Origin of the sequence: Nonomuraea sp. NPDC049129 (genome assembly GCF_040648495.1) — a bacterium.
Taxonomy (GTDB): Bacteria; Actinomycetota; Actinomycetes; order Streptosporangiales; family Streptosporangiaceae; genus Nonomuraea.
Genome location: NZ_JBEZDU010000014.1, coordinates 120,933 through 137,419, shown reverse-complemented (window position 1 = coordinate 137,419; position 16,487 = coordinate 120,933). Strand labels below are relative to the sequence as shown.

Genomic DNA, 16,487 nt, shown 5'->3' with positions numbered 1-16,487 from the left:
GAAGTCGGCGCCTCCGGTGACGGCGGCTCAGATGGCATCGGCCGGTTCCGAGGCGGGGGAGGGGACCGTGACCGTTCTCTCGGCCACCAGTACGGGGCGCTCCACCAGGCGGACCGTCACCCGGGTGCCGGGTGCCAGGCTCAGCGCCTCGTGGCCCGGTACGTCGGCCAGCACCTCGCCCCCCGACAGCGCCACCCGGAGCCGGACCGAGGCGCCGCGGAAGGAGGCGGCGAGCACCTCCGCCTGGCCCTCCGGAGCGGGGGTCACCTGTATGGCCTCGGGGCGGATCAGTACGTCCACCTCCAGGGTGCCGGGGGGCTCGCCGTCCACGGGCAGCAGTTGGCCCAGCACCGTCACCTGGTCGCCCGAGATGTGCCCGGCCAGGTGGTTCATGGTGCCGACGAACTCGGCCACGAACGGGGTGGCCGGGCGGTCGTAGACCTCGGCGGGCGGCCCGCACTGTTCCAGGCGGCCGTTGCGCAGGACCGCGACCCGGTCGGCGATCGACAGCGCCTCCTCCTGGTCGTGGGTGACGAAGATGGTGGTGATGCCGAGGTCGAGCTGGAGGCGCCGGATCTCCTCGCGCAGCGAGACCCGTACCTTGGCGTCGAGTGCCGACAGCGGCTCGTCGAGCAGCAGCACCCGCGGCTCCAGCGCCAGCGCGCGGGCCAGGGCGACGCGCTGCTGCTGGCCGCCGGAGAGTTGGTGCGGGAAGCGGTCGGCGTGGGCGGGGAGGCCGACAAGTTCGAGGAGTTCGTCCGCCTTGGCGCGCCTGGTGGCCACGGGCACCTTGCGTACGCGCAGGCCGAAGGCGACGTTGTCGCGGGCGTTGAGGTTGGGGAAGAGCGAGTAGGACTGGAAGACCATGCCCGCGTCGCGCTTGTTGGCGGGCACGTCGGTGATGTCCGAGCCGTCGATGAGCACGGCGCCGGAGTCGGGCCGTTCGAACCCGGCCACGCACCGCAGCGCCGTCGTCTTGCCGCAGCCGGAGGGCCCCAGCAGCGCGACGAACTCGCCCGGCGCGATCGTCAGGTCGAAGCCGTCCAGCGCCACCGTCTTGCCGAACACCCGCCGCAGCCCCCGGAACTCCACCTGAGCCGTCATTTCCGCTCCTTTCCCGAGAACGCGGTGGACACCGCGAGCAGCAGCAGCCAGATGAGCAGCAGGCTGAGGATGGACACCGCGACCGACACCTGGCCCTTGGACCCGGAGATCGTCACGATCCACACCGCGAACGGCTGGTAGCCCAGCAGCCTGGCCACGGTGAACTCGCCCAGCACCAGGGCGAGCGTCAGGAACGACGCGCTGGCCAGGGCCGAGCGCAGGTTCGGGATGATCACCCGGAACAGCACATGCGGCCACGACGCGCCCAGGTTGCGGGCCGCCTCGACGAGCGTGCGCACGTCCATGGTGCGCAGCCCGGCGTCGAGCGAGCGGTAGACGAAGGGCAGCACGAGCACCACGTACGCGAGCACGAGCACGACGGGGAACGCCGGGTTCTGCACCGCGATCAGCGTGGCCCAGAACGGCGTCGGGGCGAGCACGTCCGTGCCGGTGCGCAGCGACGTGGTGAGCCCCGCCACGAACGTGATCGGCGGCACCACCAGCGGCAGCGTGCAGAGCACCTCCATCACCGGACGCAGCCGCGGCGCGCTGAGCCGTACGGCCAGCATCGCCGGCAGCGTGAGCAGCAGGGCCAGCACGATCGTCGCGACGGCCAGCGACATGGACAGCAGCAGCGACGACCCGAAGCCCTCGGCCGTCAGCAGCTCCCCGTAGGCCGCGAACGACACCCCGGTCGTGGGCGTGTCGATCGTGTACCAGAGCGAGGCCCCGAGCGGAATCAGGAAGTAAGCGGCGGCCAGCAGGAACACCGCCCCGCGCCACAACCTGGGCCGGGAGGGCGCGCGCGGCGGAGCGGTCACCGGCTCCAGCCCGGTCAGCGCAGCCATCGGGTGCTCCTCTTCTGCAGCGGCAGGTAGATCGCCATGACCAGCCCGGCCACCACGATCATGTCGAGGCTGAGCGCGAGCGCGATGTTCTCGTAGCCGATCAGCACGTCACCCGTGAGCGCGCTGGCGATCTTCAGGGTCACCAGCGGCACCACGGTCCCGACCATGGCGTTGGCCGTCGCGAAGGCCGCGAACGCGCTGCCGAACAGCAGCACCACCCCGCCGAGCATGGCCGGCGTGAGCACCGGCAGCCCGACGAAGCGCCAGAACTGCCAGGCCGTCGCGCCGTTGTTGGCCGCCGCCTCCCGCCACTGCGGCCGCAGCCCGTCCAGCGCGGGCGCCATGACCAGCACCATCAGCGGGATCGCGAAGTACAGGTAGACGATCACCAGCCCCCAGAAGGTGTACAGCGCGCCGGACGGCAGCCCGAGCAGCCCGCTGATCACGCCGGAGTTGCCGAGCGTGGCGATCCAGAAGAAGGCCAGCGGCACGCCGCCGAAGTTGGCCAGTACGCCGGAGGCCGTCAGCACCGCCTCGCGCAGCAGGGCGAACCGGGAGGTCACCACGGCCTGGGCGAGGAACGTGCCGAGCACGGCCCCGGCCAGCGCCACCACGGCCGAGAGCTGGACACTGCCGGCCATCGCGGTGAGGTAGCCGCCTTGGAGGCTCTGGCCGATGTTGGCCAGGCTCGGCCGGCCGTTCGCGGTGAACGCCCCCGCCACCAGCGCGATGGCGGGGATGCCGAAGACCAGCGCGAAGAAGACCAGCAGGGGCAGCGCGCCGAGCCACCCCTTGGCGCGGGTCATCCCGAGACAGCGGCGTCCCAGCCGCTGGCCAGCTTGGCCTTGGCCGCGTCCACCTGCTCGGGGGTGGGGAACGTGGGCGTGCCCTCGACCTTGGGCAGCGCGTCGGCGGCGGCCTTGTCGACCGAGCCGTCGGTGGTCATGGACGGCAGGAGCACCGGCCTGGCGAAGCCCTTGAGGTAGAGGTTCTGGCCCTCGGCGCTGTAGAGATATTCCTGCCAGAGGCGGGCGGCGGCCGGGTGGGGCGCGTCCTTGTTGACGGCCTGGGCGTACATCTGGAAGTACTTGCCGTCCGAGGGGACGTTCACCTTCCAGTCGAGGCCCTTGGCGGACATCTCGGGCGCGTAGGCGGCGTTGTTGTAGTCCCAGTCGATGCTGATCTGGGTCTCGCCCTTCTCGATCGTCGCCGGGGTGGTCTCGACCGGGTTGTAGTTGCCGGCCGCCTTCAGCTTCTTGAAGAACTCCAAGCCCGGCTGGATGTCGTCGAACGAGCCGCCGTTGGCGATCGACGCGGCGTAGACGCCGGCGAAGGCCGAGCCGGACTTGGTCGGGTTGCCGTTCATCGCGACCTTGCCCTTGTACTCGGGCTTGAGCAGGTCGGCGAAGCTCGTCGGGCAGGCGCTGATCTTCTTGGCGTCGCAGCCGATCGACACGTAGCCGCCGTAGTCGTTGGTCCAGAGCCCGGTCGGCTCCTTCTGCCCTTCGGGGATCTTGTCGAACGCCTGCACCTTGTAGGGCGCGAACAGGCCCTCCTTGGCGCCGCTGATCGCGAACGACTGGCCGAGGTCGAGCACGTCGGGCGCGCGGTCCTGGCCCTTGCGGGTCTTCACCGCGGTGATCTCGTCGGCGCTGGCCGCGTCGGGGTCCTCGCTCTCGATCTTGATCCCGTACTTGGCGGTGAATCCCTTGATGATCTCGCCGTAGTTGGCCCAGTCGGGCGGCAGCGCGATGACGTGGAGGTTGCCCTCCTTCTTCGCCGCCTCGACGAGTTTGTCCAGGCCACCGAAATCTGCGGCGGAGGTGGCGGTCTTCGCGTTCACCCCGCCCTCTGACGCCTTGGTCTCCTGTGTGCCAGGGGCGGCGCCACACGCCGCCGTGGCTACGGCAAGGGCTGCGATGACGCCTGCCGCACGGATGTGAGGTGTGAACACGTCGGCTCCACTCTCCGGGGGGTGTGGAAAGAATTTAAGGGAACTTGTACAAACAAGCCAGCACAAGTAAGTCCCATGAAGATTGCTCTTTCATGAATGCGGAAGGTCGCGGATGGTTGCGCGTTATGAACGGATCGCCGATGAGCTGCGGGACGACATACTCACCGGCGTACATCCGATCGGCTCGCAGTTGCCCACGGAGGCGGAGCTGGCCGCGCGCTACCGCGCCGCCCGCGGCACCGTACGCCAGGCGGTCGCGGTGCTGGTCGCCGAGGGGATCGTCGGCTCCCGGCAGGGGGCCAGGCGCATCGTGCTGGGCAAGGTACGCAGCCAGAGCTTCGCCGAGCTGCACAGCTTCGCGCAGTGGGCGCGCGCCAACGGCTACCGCTACGGCGGCCAGGTGATCGCCCAGAAGCGCCGGGCGGCCGGCCCCGCCGAGGCCGCCAGGCTCGGCACCGAGGAGGTGCTCGACGTGCTCCGGCTGCGCACACTGGAGGGCGAGCCCGTCCTGGTCGAGCGGACGGTGTACGCGGGATGGGTGGCCGCCGCCGTCGAAGGGCTCGCGCCCGGCTGCGAGTCGGTCACCGAGGCGCTGTACGACTCGATCGGGCTGGTCTTCGCCTACGGCGAGCACCTCATCGACGCCGTCTCCGCGGGCGTCCAGGACGCCGGTCTGCTCGGCGTACGGCGCGGCAGCCCGCTGCTTCGCCAGCGCCGCATCACCACCACGCACGAGGGCCGGCCGGTGGAGTGGTCGGACGACCGCTACCGGGCGGGCAGCGTGGTCTTCAGCATCCGCAACTCGATCGACGCCAACCCTCTGGTGCGGCAGGCAGGCGACTTGCGTTTCGGGGCGTAAGAACATATGTTCGAGACATAAGCGCCCGCCTTCCCCCGGGTGGCTCAGCATAGGCACCAGAGCCGCGGGGAGAAGCATCTTGAGCAGACTCTATGGCGATCCGATTGAGGTGTGGACCCGGGACGGGCAGCCGACCCAGTTCGTCTGGCGCGACCGCCTCTATCTCGTCCGCCGGGTCCTCGACCAGTGGGTGGTGGCCCGCGAGTGGTGGAAGATCGACGAGAACGATCCCGGTGAGCGGCAGTTCTGGCGGGTGGAGGCCAGCCCGGGACGCGAGCTCGGGTCCTACGAGTTGCGGTTCGACACCGCCAGTGGCGGGTGGCTGCTCCTGCGGGCGTGGGACTGATGGCGCCGCCGTTCCCTCACCTGAACGTGAGCTCCGCCTACTCGATGCGCTACGGCACCGCCTTTCCGCAGGCGCTGGTACGCCGGGCGGCCGAGGACGGGATGGACATCCTCGCGCTGACCGACCGCGACGGTCTCTATGGCGCGATCAAGCACGCCCAGGCGTGCGCGGAGGCCCGGATCGCCTCGGTTTTCGGGGTCAACTTCGCGCTGGCGGGTTCCATAGCGCGCCCAGGCGTGCACGGCGGCGCCGGGCCGGGCGGCCGGGGGCGGGCCAGGACCGGGCCGGGGGCTCAGGACCGGGTCACGGTGCTGGCCAGGGCGGGCGGCTGGTCCTCGTTGGTGCGCCTGGTCACGGCCGCCCACTACGCGGGCGAGCGCGGCGCGCCCGAGGTGACGCGCGACCTGATCGCCTCCGTGGCCGGGGGCGGGCTGACGGTGCTGCTCGGGCCGCGTTCCGACGTGGGCCGCGCCGTGGCCGAGCGGCGTGACGAGCACGCCAGGGCGCTGCTCGACCTGTGGCTGGCCACCGTGCCGGGCGTGGCGATCGAGCTGGTCGACCAGTACGGCTTCCGCGACGCCACCACCGCCGTCCGGATGCTCGCCCTGGCCGAGTCCCGGGGCGTGCCGGCCGTGCTCACCAATGCCGTCAGATACCTGGACCCCGCCGACCACCAGGTGGGCGATGTGCTCGACGCGGCGCGGCAGCTCGTACCGCTGCACCCGCGCCACCTGGAGCGCACCACCTCGCACGCCTACCTCAAGGGCACCAAGGAGATGTGGCAGGTGGCGGCCAAGATCTGCGGGGCCGACCCCGACCGGATCGGCCGTCTCCTGCACGCCACCCGCACGCTGGCCGAGGCGTGCGCGATCAACCCGGTGGACCTGCTCGCGCTGAAGCACGACCCGCCGAACCTGCACCTGCCCGAGGTCGGCCGCGACCCGGTGCCGCTGCTGCGCCACCGCGTCGAGGACGGGCTGAGCTCGCGCGGGCTGGATCGCTCCGCCGACGCCAGGGACCGCCTGCGGGCCGAGATGGACGTCATCGAGCGCAAACGTCTGTCCGGATATTTCATAGCCGTGGCTGGCATCACCGACATGATCCGCGGCATGGGCATCCGCTGCGCGATCCGCGGCTCGGGAGCGGGCAGCCTGGTCAACTACCTCATCGGCATCGGCGAGGTGAACCCGCTCGAACACGGCCTGCTCATGGAGCGCTTCCTGTCCGACGGCCGCATCGGGCTGCCCGACATCGACGTGGACGTGGAGTCCGCGCGCCGGCTCGACTGCTACAAGGCCATCTTCGACAGGTACGGCGAGTCGCGGGTGGCCTGCGTCTCGATGATGGAGACCTATCGGGCGCGCAGCGCGATCCGGGACGTGGCGGGGGCCATGGGGCTGCCGCCGTACGAGATCGACGCGATCGCCAAGGCGTTCCCGCACATCAGGGCCAAGCAGATCACCGCGTCGCTGAACGACCTGCCCGAGCTGCGCGACAGCCGGCTCGGCGAGGCCGGGCTGGAGCGGGTGTTCCGGCTGGCGGAGCGGCTCGACGGGCTGCCCAGGCACATCGCGCTGCACCCGTGCGGGGTGCTCATCGGCAACGCGGAGCTGCGGGACAGGACGCCGGTGGAGCGGAGCCTGCTGGAGTTCCCGATGTCGCAGTTCGACAAGGACGACGTGGAGGAGGCCGGGCTGCTCAAGCTCGACGTGCTGGGCGTACGGATGCAGTCGGCGATGGCCTACACGCTGAGCGAGATCCAGCGGGTGGACGACGTCGTGGTCGAGCTCGACACGCAGCACGGCTCGGAGCCCGGCGTCGAGTACGTACCCCACGACGACCAGGCCACCTACGACATGATCTGCGCCAGCCGTACGCTCGGCTGCTTCCAGATCGAGTCGCCCGGCCAGCGCGAGCTGGTCGCCAAGCTGGAGCCGCGCAAGATGCACGACCTGATCGTGGACATCTCGCTGTTCCGGCCGGGACCGGTGAACTCCGACATGGTCACCCCCTACCTGGAGGCCAGACATGGGTGGCGCAAGCCGCACTATCCGCACGAGCGGCTGCGCGGCGCGCTGAAGGAGACGCACGGCGTCGTGGTCTTCCACGAGCAGGTACTCAAGATCATCGAGGTGATGACGGGCCGCGACCTGTCCTTCGCCGAGTCGCTGCGGCGCACGCTGGCCTCGCCGGAGGGGCGCGAGCGGGTGCGCAAGCACTTCGTGCCGCTGGCCAGGTCCAACGGGTTCGGCGACGCGGCCGTGGACAAGGCGTGGAAGGTGCTCGACGCGTTCGGGGCATTCGGGTTCTGCAAGGCGCACGCGGCGGCGTTCGCGCTGCCCACCTACCAGTCGGCCTGGCTCAAGCGGCACCACGCGGCCGCGTTCTTCGCCGGGGTGCTCACACATGAGCCCGGCATGTACCCGCAACGCGTGATCATCGACGAGGCGCGGCAGTGCGGGGTGGAGATCCTGCCGCTCGATGTGAACAGGTCCGGCAAGGACTGGCGGGTGGAGCGCCTCGGCCCACGGGTGCGGCTCAGGATCGAGCCGGGCGACTTCCGGGTCGGGGAGATCGGGAAGGGCTACGCGCTGCGCGTGCCGTTCTCCGCGATCAAGGGGGTGAGCGAGGCGGAGGTGGGGCGCATGGTGGCCGGTCAGCCGTACACCTCGATCGCCGACTTCTGGGACCGCGCCCGCCCGTCGCGGCCGGTCATCGAGCGGATCGTCCAGGTGGGCGGCCTCGACGACCTGCACGACCTGCATCCGGGCGGAGCGCGCTGGCGGCCGGGGCGGCTGACCCGCCGCGACCTGATCGCCCAGGTCGGCGTCCTCGAACGGGCCTCCACATCGGGCGTCAAGCCGTCCGCCGCGAAGTCCAAGCGCTACACCCCGCCCGCCGCTCGTCTTGTTCCCAGGCACGAGGAAGCGGCGGTGCAGCTCCCGCTGGGCTTCGCCGAGCACATCGCACCCGGCGAACTGCCCGAGATGACCGAGAGCGAGATGGTGGAGGCCGAGCTGGAGATCCTGGGCATCGACATCAGCCGCCACGTCATCAGCTTCCACGACGAACTGCTCGACGCGATCGGGGTGGTGCGCTCCAAGGACCTGCTGACCCTGCGCAACGGGGCCGAGGTGCTGGTCGCCGGGGTCAAGGTGGCCACCCAGACGCCCGCCGTACGCTCGGGGCAGCGCGTCATCTTCACCACGCTGGACGACTCGACGGGGCCGATCGACCTGACGTTCTTCGAGTCGGTGCAGGGGCGGTGCGCGGCGACGGTGTTCGGGTCGTGGCTGATGGTGGCGCGGGGCGTGGTCCGGCGTACGGGGACGCGGGCGATCTCGATGCGCGCGGTGGACTGCTGGAACCTGGTCGACCTCGACGCCTTGTGGCGATCGAGCGGGATCGAGGCGGTCAGGGCGCTGCTCGACCAGGCGCCCGAGGATGCGGGCGGGGTCGGCGGGCGCCGCATCGAGTACGCCAACGGCTTCCGCCTGTCCCCGTACGCGGACCTGGGGCCGGTGGTCGCGCCGCCCACCCGCCGCCTCTGGCACGCCAGCCAGGGGAGCTCGGGTCCTAGTGCGGCGTGATCCTTGCTAGTGCGACGTGTTTTTTTTACGGCACAGCCGCCCCCACCGCCACCCGCCGACCGTGGCCAGGGGCCTCCAGGAAGACGCCCGCTGACCGGCACGTGGCCGGCCGCCGTTACGGCGTCTTCTCAGCCGTCTCCGGGGCCATGGCTTGGCATGAGGCTCCGGCTCTCAACCTGTCTGTTCGAGCGGGGTGGGCTCCGTGGGTGGTGTGGGGAGTTGGGTTACCGTGCCCGCGGTGCGGAGGCGGGCCCGGCCCCGGCTGTGGGCGCGGGAATGGGAGCACTGGATGCGGGTGATGTCGCGGACCGTGGCCGCGCACAGCAGGGCGGACACCGTCGCGCAGGCCAGCTCCGGGAGGCCGATGCCCGTCAGGTCACCCGATGAGGAGCCGAGCGGAAGGCGGACGGTCACCAGGGCGAGCATGGCGAGCCAGGTCAGCCACCAGGCGGCCAGCAGGGCGAGCCAGCGGGGCCGCCGGTCGTTGGGCGGGCGGGCGCCGCGCCACACCTGGTCCAGCAGGAGCGGCGGCGCGATCAGGTTGACGCCGGGGATCAGCCAGGCGGCGGCCACCGGACCCGTGGGGGCCGAGCGGTCATTGGCCTGTCGGGCCCGGACGAGCCAGGTGACGTAGGCCGCGGCGGCGGCGATCGCCGTGCCCGCGACCAGCATCATCAGCACCGCGAACACCGTCACGGCCCCGACCACCGCCTGGGCGTCGGCGCCGTGCGGGCGGCCGCCGAACGCCGCGAGCTGGGTGGCGAGGCGACGCCCGCGGGCCTGTTCGAAGATCACGAGAGCGCCCAGGGAGAGGACCTGTGCGGCAAGGGTCACATAGACGACAGAAGCGGCCCTAGTGGGCGGTGCCTGGGCGTAGCGCACGTTGTTCTCCCCCCGGGCCATGCGCTGAGGTTCTGCTTCACTTCTATCCCGCCAGGCTCCTTGTTAATCAGCTGACGCCATTTATCATCCGACGACACCGGATTCCCATGCCCAAGCTGCGATTCCCACCCGATTACGGACACGAAGCTTCCGTTGAATACTCCCAAGATGGGTCTTAACCGTCGAAAGTGAGACAAATAGCTCGCCGGCCACTTCCTGGTTCGTCCGGCCCCGCGCCACCAGCCGTACGACGTCCAGCTCGCGGTCGGTCAGCGGGTCGTTCAGCGGGACGGGGACGCGGACCTTGGGCTGGGCCAGGTGCTGCAGCAGCCGTACCGTCACCGAGGGCGACACCAGCGAATCACCGCTCGCCGCCGCTTTGACCGCCTCGATCAGCAGGGTGGGCCCGCTGTCCTTGAGCAGGAACCCGAGGGCTCCCGCCCGCAGCGCGCCGTAGACGTACTCGTCCAGGTCGAAGGTGGTGACGATGACGACCCGCATGGGGTTCTCGACGCCGGGACCGGCCAGGGCGCGGGTCACCTCGATGCCGTCCAGCTTGGGCATCCGGATGTCGAGCAGGCAGACGTCCGGCCTGAGCCGCCGGGCCTCGGACACCGCCTCCGCGCCGTCGGCGACCGCCGCCACGACCTCCATGTCCGGCTGCGCATCCAAAATCATCTGAAATCCGGTACGTACAAGCTGTTGATCGTCGGCGATGAGCACGCGAATAGTCACGCCCACAACTCTAGGATCAGCCGGCGCCGCCAACTCTGGGATCAGCCCGCCCCCTAGGATCAGCCGTTCGGCCGATGGGGAACCCGACGTCCGGCTGATCCGCCGGGCCCCTCCCCGGCGAGAGGCTCGACACCATGAACGACGTGCTTGTTGGACGAGCCCTGGCCAAGCGGTTCGGGCAGACGGTGGCCCTGGGCGGAGTGGACCTCGCGGTCCGCGCCGGGGAGGCCGTGGCGATCATGGGCCCGAGCGGCTCCGGCAAATCAACCCTGCTGCACTGCCTGGCCGGCATCATGAAGCCCGACTCCGGCGAGGTGCACCTGCTCGGCCAGCGCATCGACAACATGCGTGAGCGCGGCCGCAGCGCGCTGCGCCGTACCCGCTTCGGCTTCGTCTTCCAGTTCGGCCAGCTGCTGCCCGAGCTGCCCGCCGAGGAGAACGTGGCCCTGCCGCTGATGCTCGGCGACGTACCGAGGGCGCAGGCCGTACGGCAGGCCCGCGACTGGTTCGGGCCCCTCGGCCTGCACGGCATGGAGACCCGGCGGCCCGGCGAGCTGTCGGGCGGTCAGGCGCAGCGCGTCGCCATCGCCAGGGCGCTGGTCACCAAGCCCGCGGTGGTCTTCGCCGACGAGCCGACCGGCGCGCTCGACCAGACGACCGGCCAGGAGACGATGCGGCTGCTGGTCGAGGCGACCAAGCACAACGGCGCCTGCCTGATCGTGGTGACCCACGACCCCAACGTGGCCGGCTGGTGCGACCGCACGGTCGAGGTCCGCGACGGCTACCTCCTCGCGGGCGGGGTACGCGCGTGAACCTGGACCTGACCTGGCGGCTGCTCAAGGGCGGTGGGCGCAAGGGCCTGCTGGGCACCTGGCTGACCCTGGGGGCCGTGGCCGTCTCCATGGCGCTGCTGCTGTTCGCGGTGGCCGCCAACTACGCCTTCGAGGCCAGGGCCGACCGGAGCGCCTGGCGCAACCCCGTCCAGACTACGGGCGTTAAGGACAAAGGCAGGGCCGTGGCGATCGAGGCGTCCCGTCATGACTTCGTCCGCGACAAGGACATCACCGTCGTCGACCTGGCGGCGCTCGGCGCGGAGGCGCCCGCGCCGCCGCCCGGCCTGGCCCGCTTCCCCGCGCCCGACGAGGTCTGGCTCTCCCCGGCGCTGAAAGAGCTGGCCGAGCAACTACCCGCCGACCAGCTCGCCGCCCGCTTCCCGGGCACCAAGGGCGTACTCGGTGAGGAGGCGCTGCTCTATCCGGGCGAGCTGGTCGCGGTCGTCGGCCACAAGCCGGACGCGCCCGAGCTGACCGCGCAGCGGAGCGACGACTGGATCATCGCCAAACCGCCGGTGAAGGTGGCGAGCCTGGCGGGGGAGCCGACGGAGGACGCCGAGGCCTACCAGGTGCTGGCGCTGATCGCCGGGGTGCTCATGGTCGTGCCGCTGCTGGTGTTCGGGGGCGCGGCGGCCCGGCTCACCGTGGCCAGGAGGGACCAGCGCCTGGCCACGCTCAGGCTGGTCGGCGCCACGCCCGGCCAGGTGGTCGGGATGACCGTGGCCGAGGCGATGATCGTGGCCTTCGCGGGGGCGGTCACGGGCACGCTCGCCTACGCCTTGGCGGCGCCGCTGCTGGCCGGGATCCAGATCGGTGGCGGGCCGTGGTTCGTCTCCGACCTGTGGCCGAGCCCGCTGGTCCTGGGCGGGCTGCTGATCGCGGTCCCGCTGCTGGTGGGGCTCTCGGCCGTGGTGGGGCTGCGGCGGGTCGTGGTCAGCCCGCTCGGAGTGGCCAAGCGGGAGACGCCTCCCGCCATGCGCTTCGTCAGGGTCGTCGTCCTGCTCGCGGTGCTCGCCGCCGTTCCGCTGCTGAGCCGGGGCAACGCCGTGGGTCCCATCGCGGTGGTGATCGGCCTGGCCTTCCTCTGTGTCAACCTGGTCGGCCCGTGGGTGGTCGGGATCATCGGACGCGTCACGGCCAGCCGGGCGAACCGGCCCGCCCGGCTGCTGGCGGGCCGGCGGCTGGTGGACGATCCGCGCTCCGCGTGGCGCACGGTGAGCGGGGTGGCCATGACCGGCTTCGTCGCCGGGTTCCTCTGCCTGCTCAGTCCGGGCGCCTTCAACAGCACCGGCGTTACGGGGCAGCTCCAGGTAGCCGTCCCGGCGGATCAGGCGGCCGCCGTGGCCGAGCAGGCGCGTACCCGGCTGAAGGAGGCGGGGATCACGGCCACGGTGAAGCCGGTGAAGAAGGTCGTCGCCGTCGCTCTCGGCACCTCGGCCGACGCCGCGACCATCGACCGGGCCCGTACGGCGCTGGCCGGGCTGGTTCCCGGGCACACGCCCACCACGGACGCCGACGACGGGCACTTCGGCGTCCAGATCCTGGCCGACATCCGCGCGGGCACGGTGGTCGTCCTGTCGGTGTCGTTCCTGGTCGCCATCGCCAGCGCCGGGATCACGGCCGCGTCGTCGATCCTGGACCGCCGCCAGACGTACGGGCTGCTGCGCCTGGCGGGCACGCCGCTGGAGGTGCTCGACAAGGCACGCAGGGCCGAGACGCTCATCCCGCTCACGGTGATGGGCGGCGGCGCGATCCTGGTCGGGGCGTTCTGCGCGACACCCTTCATGATCGGCGCGGTGAACTCGACCGGGGTGATCACGCTGCTGATCTGCGTCGGACTCGGCTTCGCCGGCGTGATCGGAGCAGGGGCCCTGAGCAGACCCCTGCTCAACTCGGTCACCACCGACCCGGCTCCCCGCCCCGACTAGCGCGACATCCGCCGTCCTTCGCTCCCCGGAGGGGGCTTCCAGCCACGACGGACCGTCACAGGGCTCCAGACGGTCGATGGTCGCCAGCCGTCAGTTCAGGACCAAGTCGCGGATGATCGTCAGTGACCGCTCGTCCCTCGGCCCCATCACCAGCAGGCTGGTGACCGGGCTCTGGCGCCAGAGTTCGAGGCGTTCCTTGATCCGCCCAGGCGGCCCGACAAGCGAGATGCCGTCGGCCAGCTCGTCCGGGATCGCCCGGAACGCCTCATCCTTCTTCCCAGCCAGGTACAGCGCCTGGATGCGCTCGGCGGCCTCGGCGAACCCCATCCGGCCGATGATGTCGGCGTGGAAGTTGCGGTGCTTGGCGCCCATGCCGCCGATGTACAGCGTGAGCATCATCTTCACGCCGTCCAGCGCGGCCCGTACGTCGTCGGAGATCACCACCATGACCATGGCCGCGACGTCGAAGCCCGGCGCGGCGCCCGACAACGCCTCGCCGTACATCTCCTCGATCTTGGACGGGAAGGCGAACAGCGGGAGCCAGCCCTGGCCGAGCTCGGCGGCCAGGGCCACGTTCTTGGGTCCTTCCGCCCCGAGATAGAGGGGGATGTCGGGCCGCAGCGGGTGGGTGATGAGCTTGAGCGGTTTGCCCAGCCCGTCCGCCAGGGGGAGCGGGTAGTGCGGTCCGTCGCTGGTCACCGGCTCTTCGCGGCGCCAGACCTGGCGCATGATGTCGACGTACTCGCGGGTCCTGGTCAGCGGCTTGGCGAACGGCTGGCCGTACCAGCCCTCGACCACCTGGGGGCCCGAGGCGCCGATGCCGAGCAGTAACCGCCCGCCCGTGAGATGGTCGAGCGTCATCGCGGTCATCGCCGTGGTGACGGGCGGTCTGGCCGACATCTGGGCGATCGACGTGCCGAGCTTGATGCGCGAGGTCCGCGCGCCGTACCAGGCCAGCGGGGTGAAGACGTCGCTGCCGTACGCCTCGGCGGTCCATATCGAGTCATAGCCGAGCCGCTCGGCCGTCAGGACGGTTTCGGTCGCGTCGTCCGCGTTTCGCTGCCAGTAGCCAAGCTGCAAGCCGAGCTTCATGTGACACCTCCGGAATTTAGTTCTATTACGGCCGCGGCAGAGCCGGGTGTCAATGCATGATCTTCCGGGGAAATCCTCCTCGTGGTTAACGTTCTGTGTCGACTCGCTTGCGCAGTGCTGATTCTTTCGGCAGGCGCACTGCCGGTGATTCGTCCGGCGGTGGCCTCCGGGGCGAGCCGGCCGAACATCGTCATGGTGATGGCGGACGATCTGGAGAACGGGCCGCTCTCCTACTTTCCCGCGATAGACCAGCAGCTGGTGCAGCAAGGCGCCTCGTTCGAGCGGTTCTTCGTGTCCAACTCATGGTGCTGCCCGTCGCGCACGACGATCCTGCGCTCCCAGTACGTCCACAGTCACGGCGTGCTGACCAACACCGCGCCGGAAGGCGGCTTCGACCGCTTCCACACCCTGGGTCTGGAACAGTCCACGATCGGCACCTGGATGCAGCAGGTCGGCTACCGCACGGCGCTGATGGGCAAGTTCCTCAACCACTATCCGGGCGGCACCGCCACGCAGACGTACGTGCCGCCCGGCTGGCACGAGTGGGACGTGCCCGTGCGCAACCTCTATCAGGAGTACGGCTACCGCCTCAACGAGAACGGCAACCTGGTCGACTACGGCTGGGGCGAGCAGGACTACCTGTCCGACGTGCTGGCGGCCAAGGCCAGAGACTTCATCACCGCCGGCTCGGAGCCGTTCTTCCTCTATCTCGCCCCCATCGCGCCGCACAACCCGGCCAATCCCGCCGTCCGCAACATGGACGCGTTCCCCTGGTCGCAGGCGCCGCGCACGCCGTCGTTCAACCAGGCGGACGTGTCGGAGGAGCCGGAGTGGCTGCGATCGAGGCCGCTGATCTCGCCGGAGGGCATCGACGAGGTCGACGAGCGCTACCGCAGGAGGCTGCGGGCCATGCTCGGTGTCGACGACCTCGTCAACTCGGTGATCACCACCCTCCGCGACTCCGGCAAGCTCGACAACACCTACATCTTCTTCACCTCCGACAACGGCTTCCACCTGGGGACGCATCGCCTCCCTCAGGGCAAGACCACCCCGTTCGAGGAGGCCATCCATGTCCCGCTGGTGGTGCGCGGGCCGGGCATCGAGCCGGGCTCGAAGATCAACGAGATGACGGCGACGGTGGATCTGGCGCCCACGTTCGCCGCGCTCGGCGGGGCGGCGGTGCCGCCGTTCGCCGAAGGACGGTCGCTGGTGCCGCTGTTGGAGGGGAAGCACCCGTCGCCGTGGCGGCGGAACGTGCTGGTCGAGTTCAGCCGACCGGCCAACCGGTCGTCGGCTGCGCAGACGCCGGTGCCCTCCTATGAGGCATTGCGTACGGAGACGCATACCTATGTGAGATATGTCACCGGCGAGATACAGCTGTACGACCTCACCCGAGATCCCTACGAGCTGCACAACCTTGCCCGGTTCGCGGACCCGGGACTGGTGCTGCAGCTCCAGGAACGGCTGTCGAGGATGCACTCCTGCTCGGGCGCCGAATGCCTGGAAGCCGACTCAGCCGGCTGAGCAGGCGGCGGGGACCGGCAGGTGGCCCGCCCGGTAGGCGCTCGGGGGCACGCCCATCACCGCACGGAACTCCGCCGTCATGTGCGACTGGTCGTAGTAGCCCGCCTCGGCGGCCAGCGAAGCGCCCTCTTCGCGACACACCCTGGCCAGCACACCACGGACCCGGCTGATCCGGGCGAACCGCTTGGGCGGGACACCGACGCCTCCCGTGAACAGGTTGCGCAGGTGCCGCTCACTCACCCCCAGCTCCCTGGCCACCGCGACCACCGGAGGCGCCGCCGCGACGCCCACCAGGTCGCCACGGTCGAGCGCCGCCTCGGCCGAGAGCAGCGCCGCCGCCGCGCCCACCAGGCCGGCGCGGTCCAGGTCGGCGGGCGACTGCGCGGCCAGCCGGTCAAGGAAGGCCGCCTCCAGGCGCGTCATCACCCGCTCCGCCCAGTCGCTTCCCGTCACCATGCCCGTCAGTTCCTCGGCCAGCCGGTCCGCCCGTACCCCCCAAAGGTCCCGGAGCGGGACGACCTGGTCCACGAGCTCGCTCAGCGGCACCCCGAGCAGCGGCCGGGCGGTCCCCGGGCGCAGCCGTACCGTGACGCAGTGCGGCACGTCCTTGGGCACCAGGTACGACGCCCGCGTTCGCGGCCCCAGCACGTACAGCCGCCCACCCCCGTCCACCGTGCGGAAGGCCACCGTCGGCGTGGTGTCGGGCTCCCGGACGTGAATCCGCCGGGTTCTCAGGAGTGCTCCATCCATAGTGCCGATTCTTCCTATAAGCGGCGCCAGGTGCGCTGTCAG

14 protein-coding genes are annotated in these 16,487 nt (G+C 70.7%); 6 read left to right on the top strand and 8 right to left on the bottom strand.

The features are described 5' to 3' along the window. Window positions 1-27: 27 nt before the first annotated feature. Genes AB0B64_RS36675 through AB0B64_RS36660 form a run of 4 tightly spaced genes read right to left on the bottom strand, consistent with a single transcriptional unit; the run spans window position 28 to window position 3,906 of the window. Window positions 28-1,104, bottom strand: a complete 1,077-nt coding sequence (locus tag AB0B64_RS36675) for an ABC transporter ATP-binding protein (RefSeq protein ID WP_358183271.1) — start codon at window positions 1,102-1,104, stop codon at window positions 28-30. Beyond that, the gene (locus tag AB0B64_RS36670) at window positions 1,101-1,952 is read right to left on the bottom strand and encodes an ABC transporter permease subunit (RefSeq protein WP_358183268.1); all 852 of its coding nucleotides are present in this window, start codon (window positions 1,950-1,952) and stop codon (window positions 1,101-1,103) included. Before AB0B64_RS36670 ends, AB0B64_RS36675 begins: the two co-directional genes overlap by 4 nt. Then, window positions 1,940-2,758 (bottom strand): ABC transporter permease, encoded by an 819-nt coding sequence (locus AB0B64_RS36665; RefSeq protein WP_358183265.1) that lies wholly within the window; start codon window positions 2,756-2,758, stop codon window positions 1,940-1,942. The genes AB0B64_RS36670 and AB0B64_RS36665 overlap by 13 nt, the downstream gene beginning before the upstream one ends. Further along, the gene (locus AB0B64_RS36660; protein ID WP_357953635.1) at window positions 2,755-3,906 is read right to left on the bottom strand and encodes an ABC transporter substrate-binding protein; all 1,152 of its coding nucleotides are present in this window, start codon (window positions 3,904-3,906) and stop codon (window positions 2,755-2,757) included. The genes AB0B64_RS36665 and AB0B64_RS36660 overlap by 4 nt, the downstream gene beginning before the upstream one ends. A 112-nt stretch (window positions 3,907-4,018) precedes the next feature. Here AB0B64_RS36660 and AB0B64_RS36655 point away from each other — a divergent pair, with 112 nt between their 5' ends. From AB0B64_RS36655 to dnaE, 3 genes are all read left to right on the top strand, one after another. Further along, the gene (locus AB0B64_RS36655) at window positions 4,019-4,765 is read left to right on the top strand and encodes a GntR family transcriptional regulator (protein ID WP_357953633.1); all 747 of its coding nucleotides are present in this window, start codon (window positions 4,019-4,021) and stop codon (window positions 4,763-4,765) included. Window positions 4,766-4,844: 79 nt separating this feature from the next. Next, on the top strand, window positions 4,845-5,111 hold the full coding sequence (locus AB0B64_RS36650; RefSeq protein ID WP_357953631.1) for a DUF6504 family protein: 267 nt from the start codon (window positions 4,845-4,847) through the stop codon (window positions 5,109-5,111). Continuing rightward, window positions 5,111-8,701 carry a DNA polymerase III subunit alpha gene (gene dnaE / locus AB0B64_RS36645; RefSeq protein ID WP_358183500.1) on the top strand — a complete coding sequence of 1,197 codons (3,591 nt, stop codon included), beginning with the start codon at window positions 5,111-5,113 and terminating at the stop codon, window positions 8,699-8,701. The genes AB0B64_RS36650 and dnaE overlap by 1 nt, the downstream gene beginning before the upstream one ends. 171 nt (window positions 8,702-8,872) lie before the next feature. Here dnaE and AB0B64_RS36640 read toward each other — a convergent pair whose 3' ends face one another. Then, window positions 8,873-9,604 (bottom strand): DUF4328 domain-containing protein, encoded by a 732-nt coding sequence (locus AB0B64_RS36640; RefSeq protein WP_358183262.1) that lies wholly within the window; start codon window positions 9,602-9,604, stop codon window positions 8,873-8,875. 63 nt (window positions 9,605-9,667) lie between these two features. After that, entirely contained in the window at window positions 9,668-10,318 is a 651-nt protein-coding gene (locus tag AB0B64_RS36635) for a response regulator transcription factor (protein ID WP_358183259.1), read from the bottom strand. 134 nt (window positions 10,319-10,452) lie between these two features. On the opposite strand from AB0B64_RS36635, the gene AB0B64_RS36630 reads away from it, so the two are divergent. After that, on the top strand, window positions 10,453-11,130 hold the full coding sequence (locus AB0B64_RS36630; protein WP_358183256.1) for an ABC transporter ATP-binding protein: 678 nt from the start codon (window positions 10,453-10,455) through the stop codon (window positions 11,128-11,130). Then, complete coding sequence (locus AB0B64_RS36625; RefSeq protein WP_358183253.1) at window positions 11,127-13,079, top strand: ABC transporter permease; 1,953 nt, start codon at window positions 11,127-11,129, stop codon at window positions 13,077-13,079. The genes AB0B64_RS36630 and AB0B64_RS36625 overlap by 4 nt, the downstream gene beginning before the upstream one ends. A 90-nt stretch (window positions 13,080-13,169) precedes the next feature. Here the strand turns inward: AB0B64_RS36625 and AB0B64_RS36620 are convergent, their stop codons facing one another. After that, entirely contained in the window at window positions 13,170-14,171 is a 1,002-nt protein-coding gene (locus AB0B64_RS36620) for an LLM class F420-dependent oxidoreductase (RefSeq protein ID WP_358183249.1), read from the bottom strand. Window positions 14,172-14,369: 198 nt separating this feature from the next. On the opposite strand from AB0B64_RS36620, the gene AB0B64_RS36615 reads away from it, so the two are divergent. After that, window positions 14,370-15,695, top strand: a complete 1,326-nt coding sequence (locus AB0B64_RS36615; protein ID WP_358183246.1) for a sulfatase — start codon at window positions 14,370-14,372, stop codon at window positions 15,693-15,695. Here the strand turns inward: AB0B64_RS36615 and AB0B64_RS36610 are convergent. Then, window positions 15,684-16,445 (bottom strand): helix-turn-helix domain-containing protein, encoded by a 762-nt coding sequence (locus AB0B64_RS36610; RefSeq protein WP_358183243.1) that lies wholly within the window; start codon window positions 16,443-16,445, stop codon window positions 15,684-15,686. The genes AB0B64_RS36615 and AB0B64_RS36610 overlap by 12 nt on opposite strands. Window positions 16,446-16,487: the final 42 nt, after the last annotated feature.

Bases quoted from the DNA above. Each gene is read 5' to 3' on its own strand.
- AB0B64_RS36675 (WP_358183271.1), bottom strand. From the start codon at position 1,104: ATGACGGCTCAGGTGGAGTTCCGGGGGCTGCGGCGGGTGTTCGGCAAG.
- AB0B64_RS36670 (WP_358183268.1), bottom strand. From the start codon at position 1,952: ATGGCTGCGCTGACCGGGCTGGAGCCGGTGACCGCTCCGCCGCGCGCG.
- AB0B64_RS36665 (WP_358183265.1), bottom strand. From the start codon at position 2,758: ATGACCCGCGCCAAGGGGTGGCTCGGCGCGCTGCCCCTGCTGGTCTTC.
- AB0B64_RS36655 (WP_357953633.1), top strand. From the start codon at position 4,019: ATGGTTGCGCGTTATGAACGGATCGCCGATGAGCTGCGGGACGACATA.
- dnaE (WP_358183500.1), top strand. From the start codon at position 5,111: ATGGCGCCGCCGTTCCCTCACCTGAACGTGAGCTCCGCCTACTCGATG.
- AB0B64_RS36640 (WP_358183262.1), bottom strand. From the start codon at position 9,604: ATGGCCCGGGGGGAGAACAACGTGCGCTACGCCCAGGCACCGCCCACT.
- AB0B64_RS36630 (WP_358183256.1), top strand. From the start codon at position 10,453: ATGAACGACGTGCTTGTTGGACGAGCCCTGGCCAAGCGGTTCGGGCAG.
- AB0B64_RS36620 (WP_358183249.1), bottom strand. From the start codon at position 14,171: ATGAAGCTCGGCTTGCAGCTTGGCTACTGGCAGCGAAACGCGGACGAC.
- AB0B64_RS36615 (WP_358183246.1), top strand. From the start codon at position 14,370: ATGGCGGACGATCTGGAGAACGGGCCGCTCTCCTACTTTCCCGCGATA.
- AB0B64_RS36610 (WP_358183243.1), bottom strand. From the start codon at position 16,445: ATGGATGGAGCACTCCTGAGAACCCGGCGGATTCACGTCCGGGAGCCC.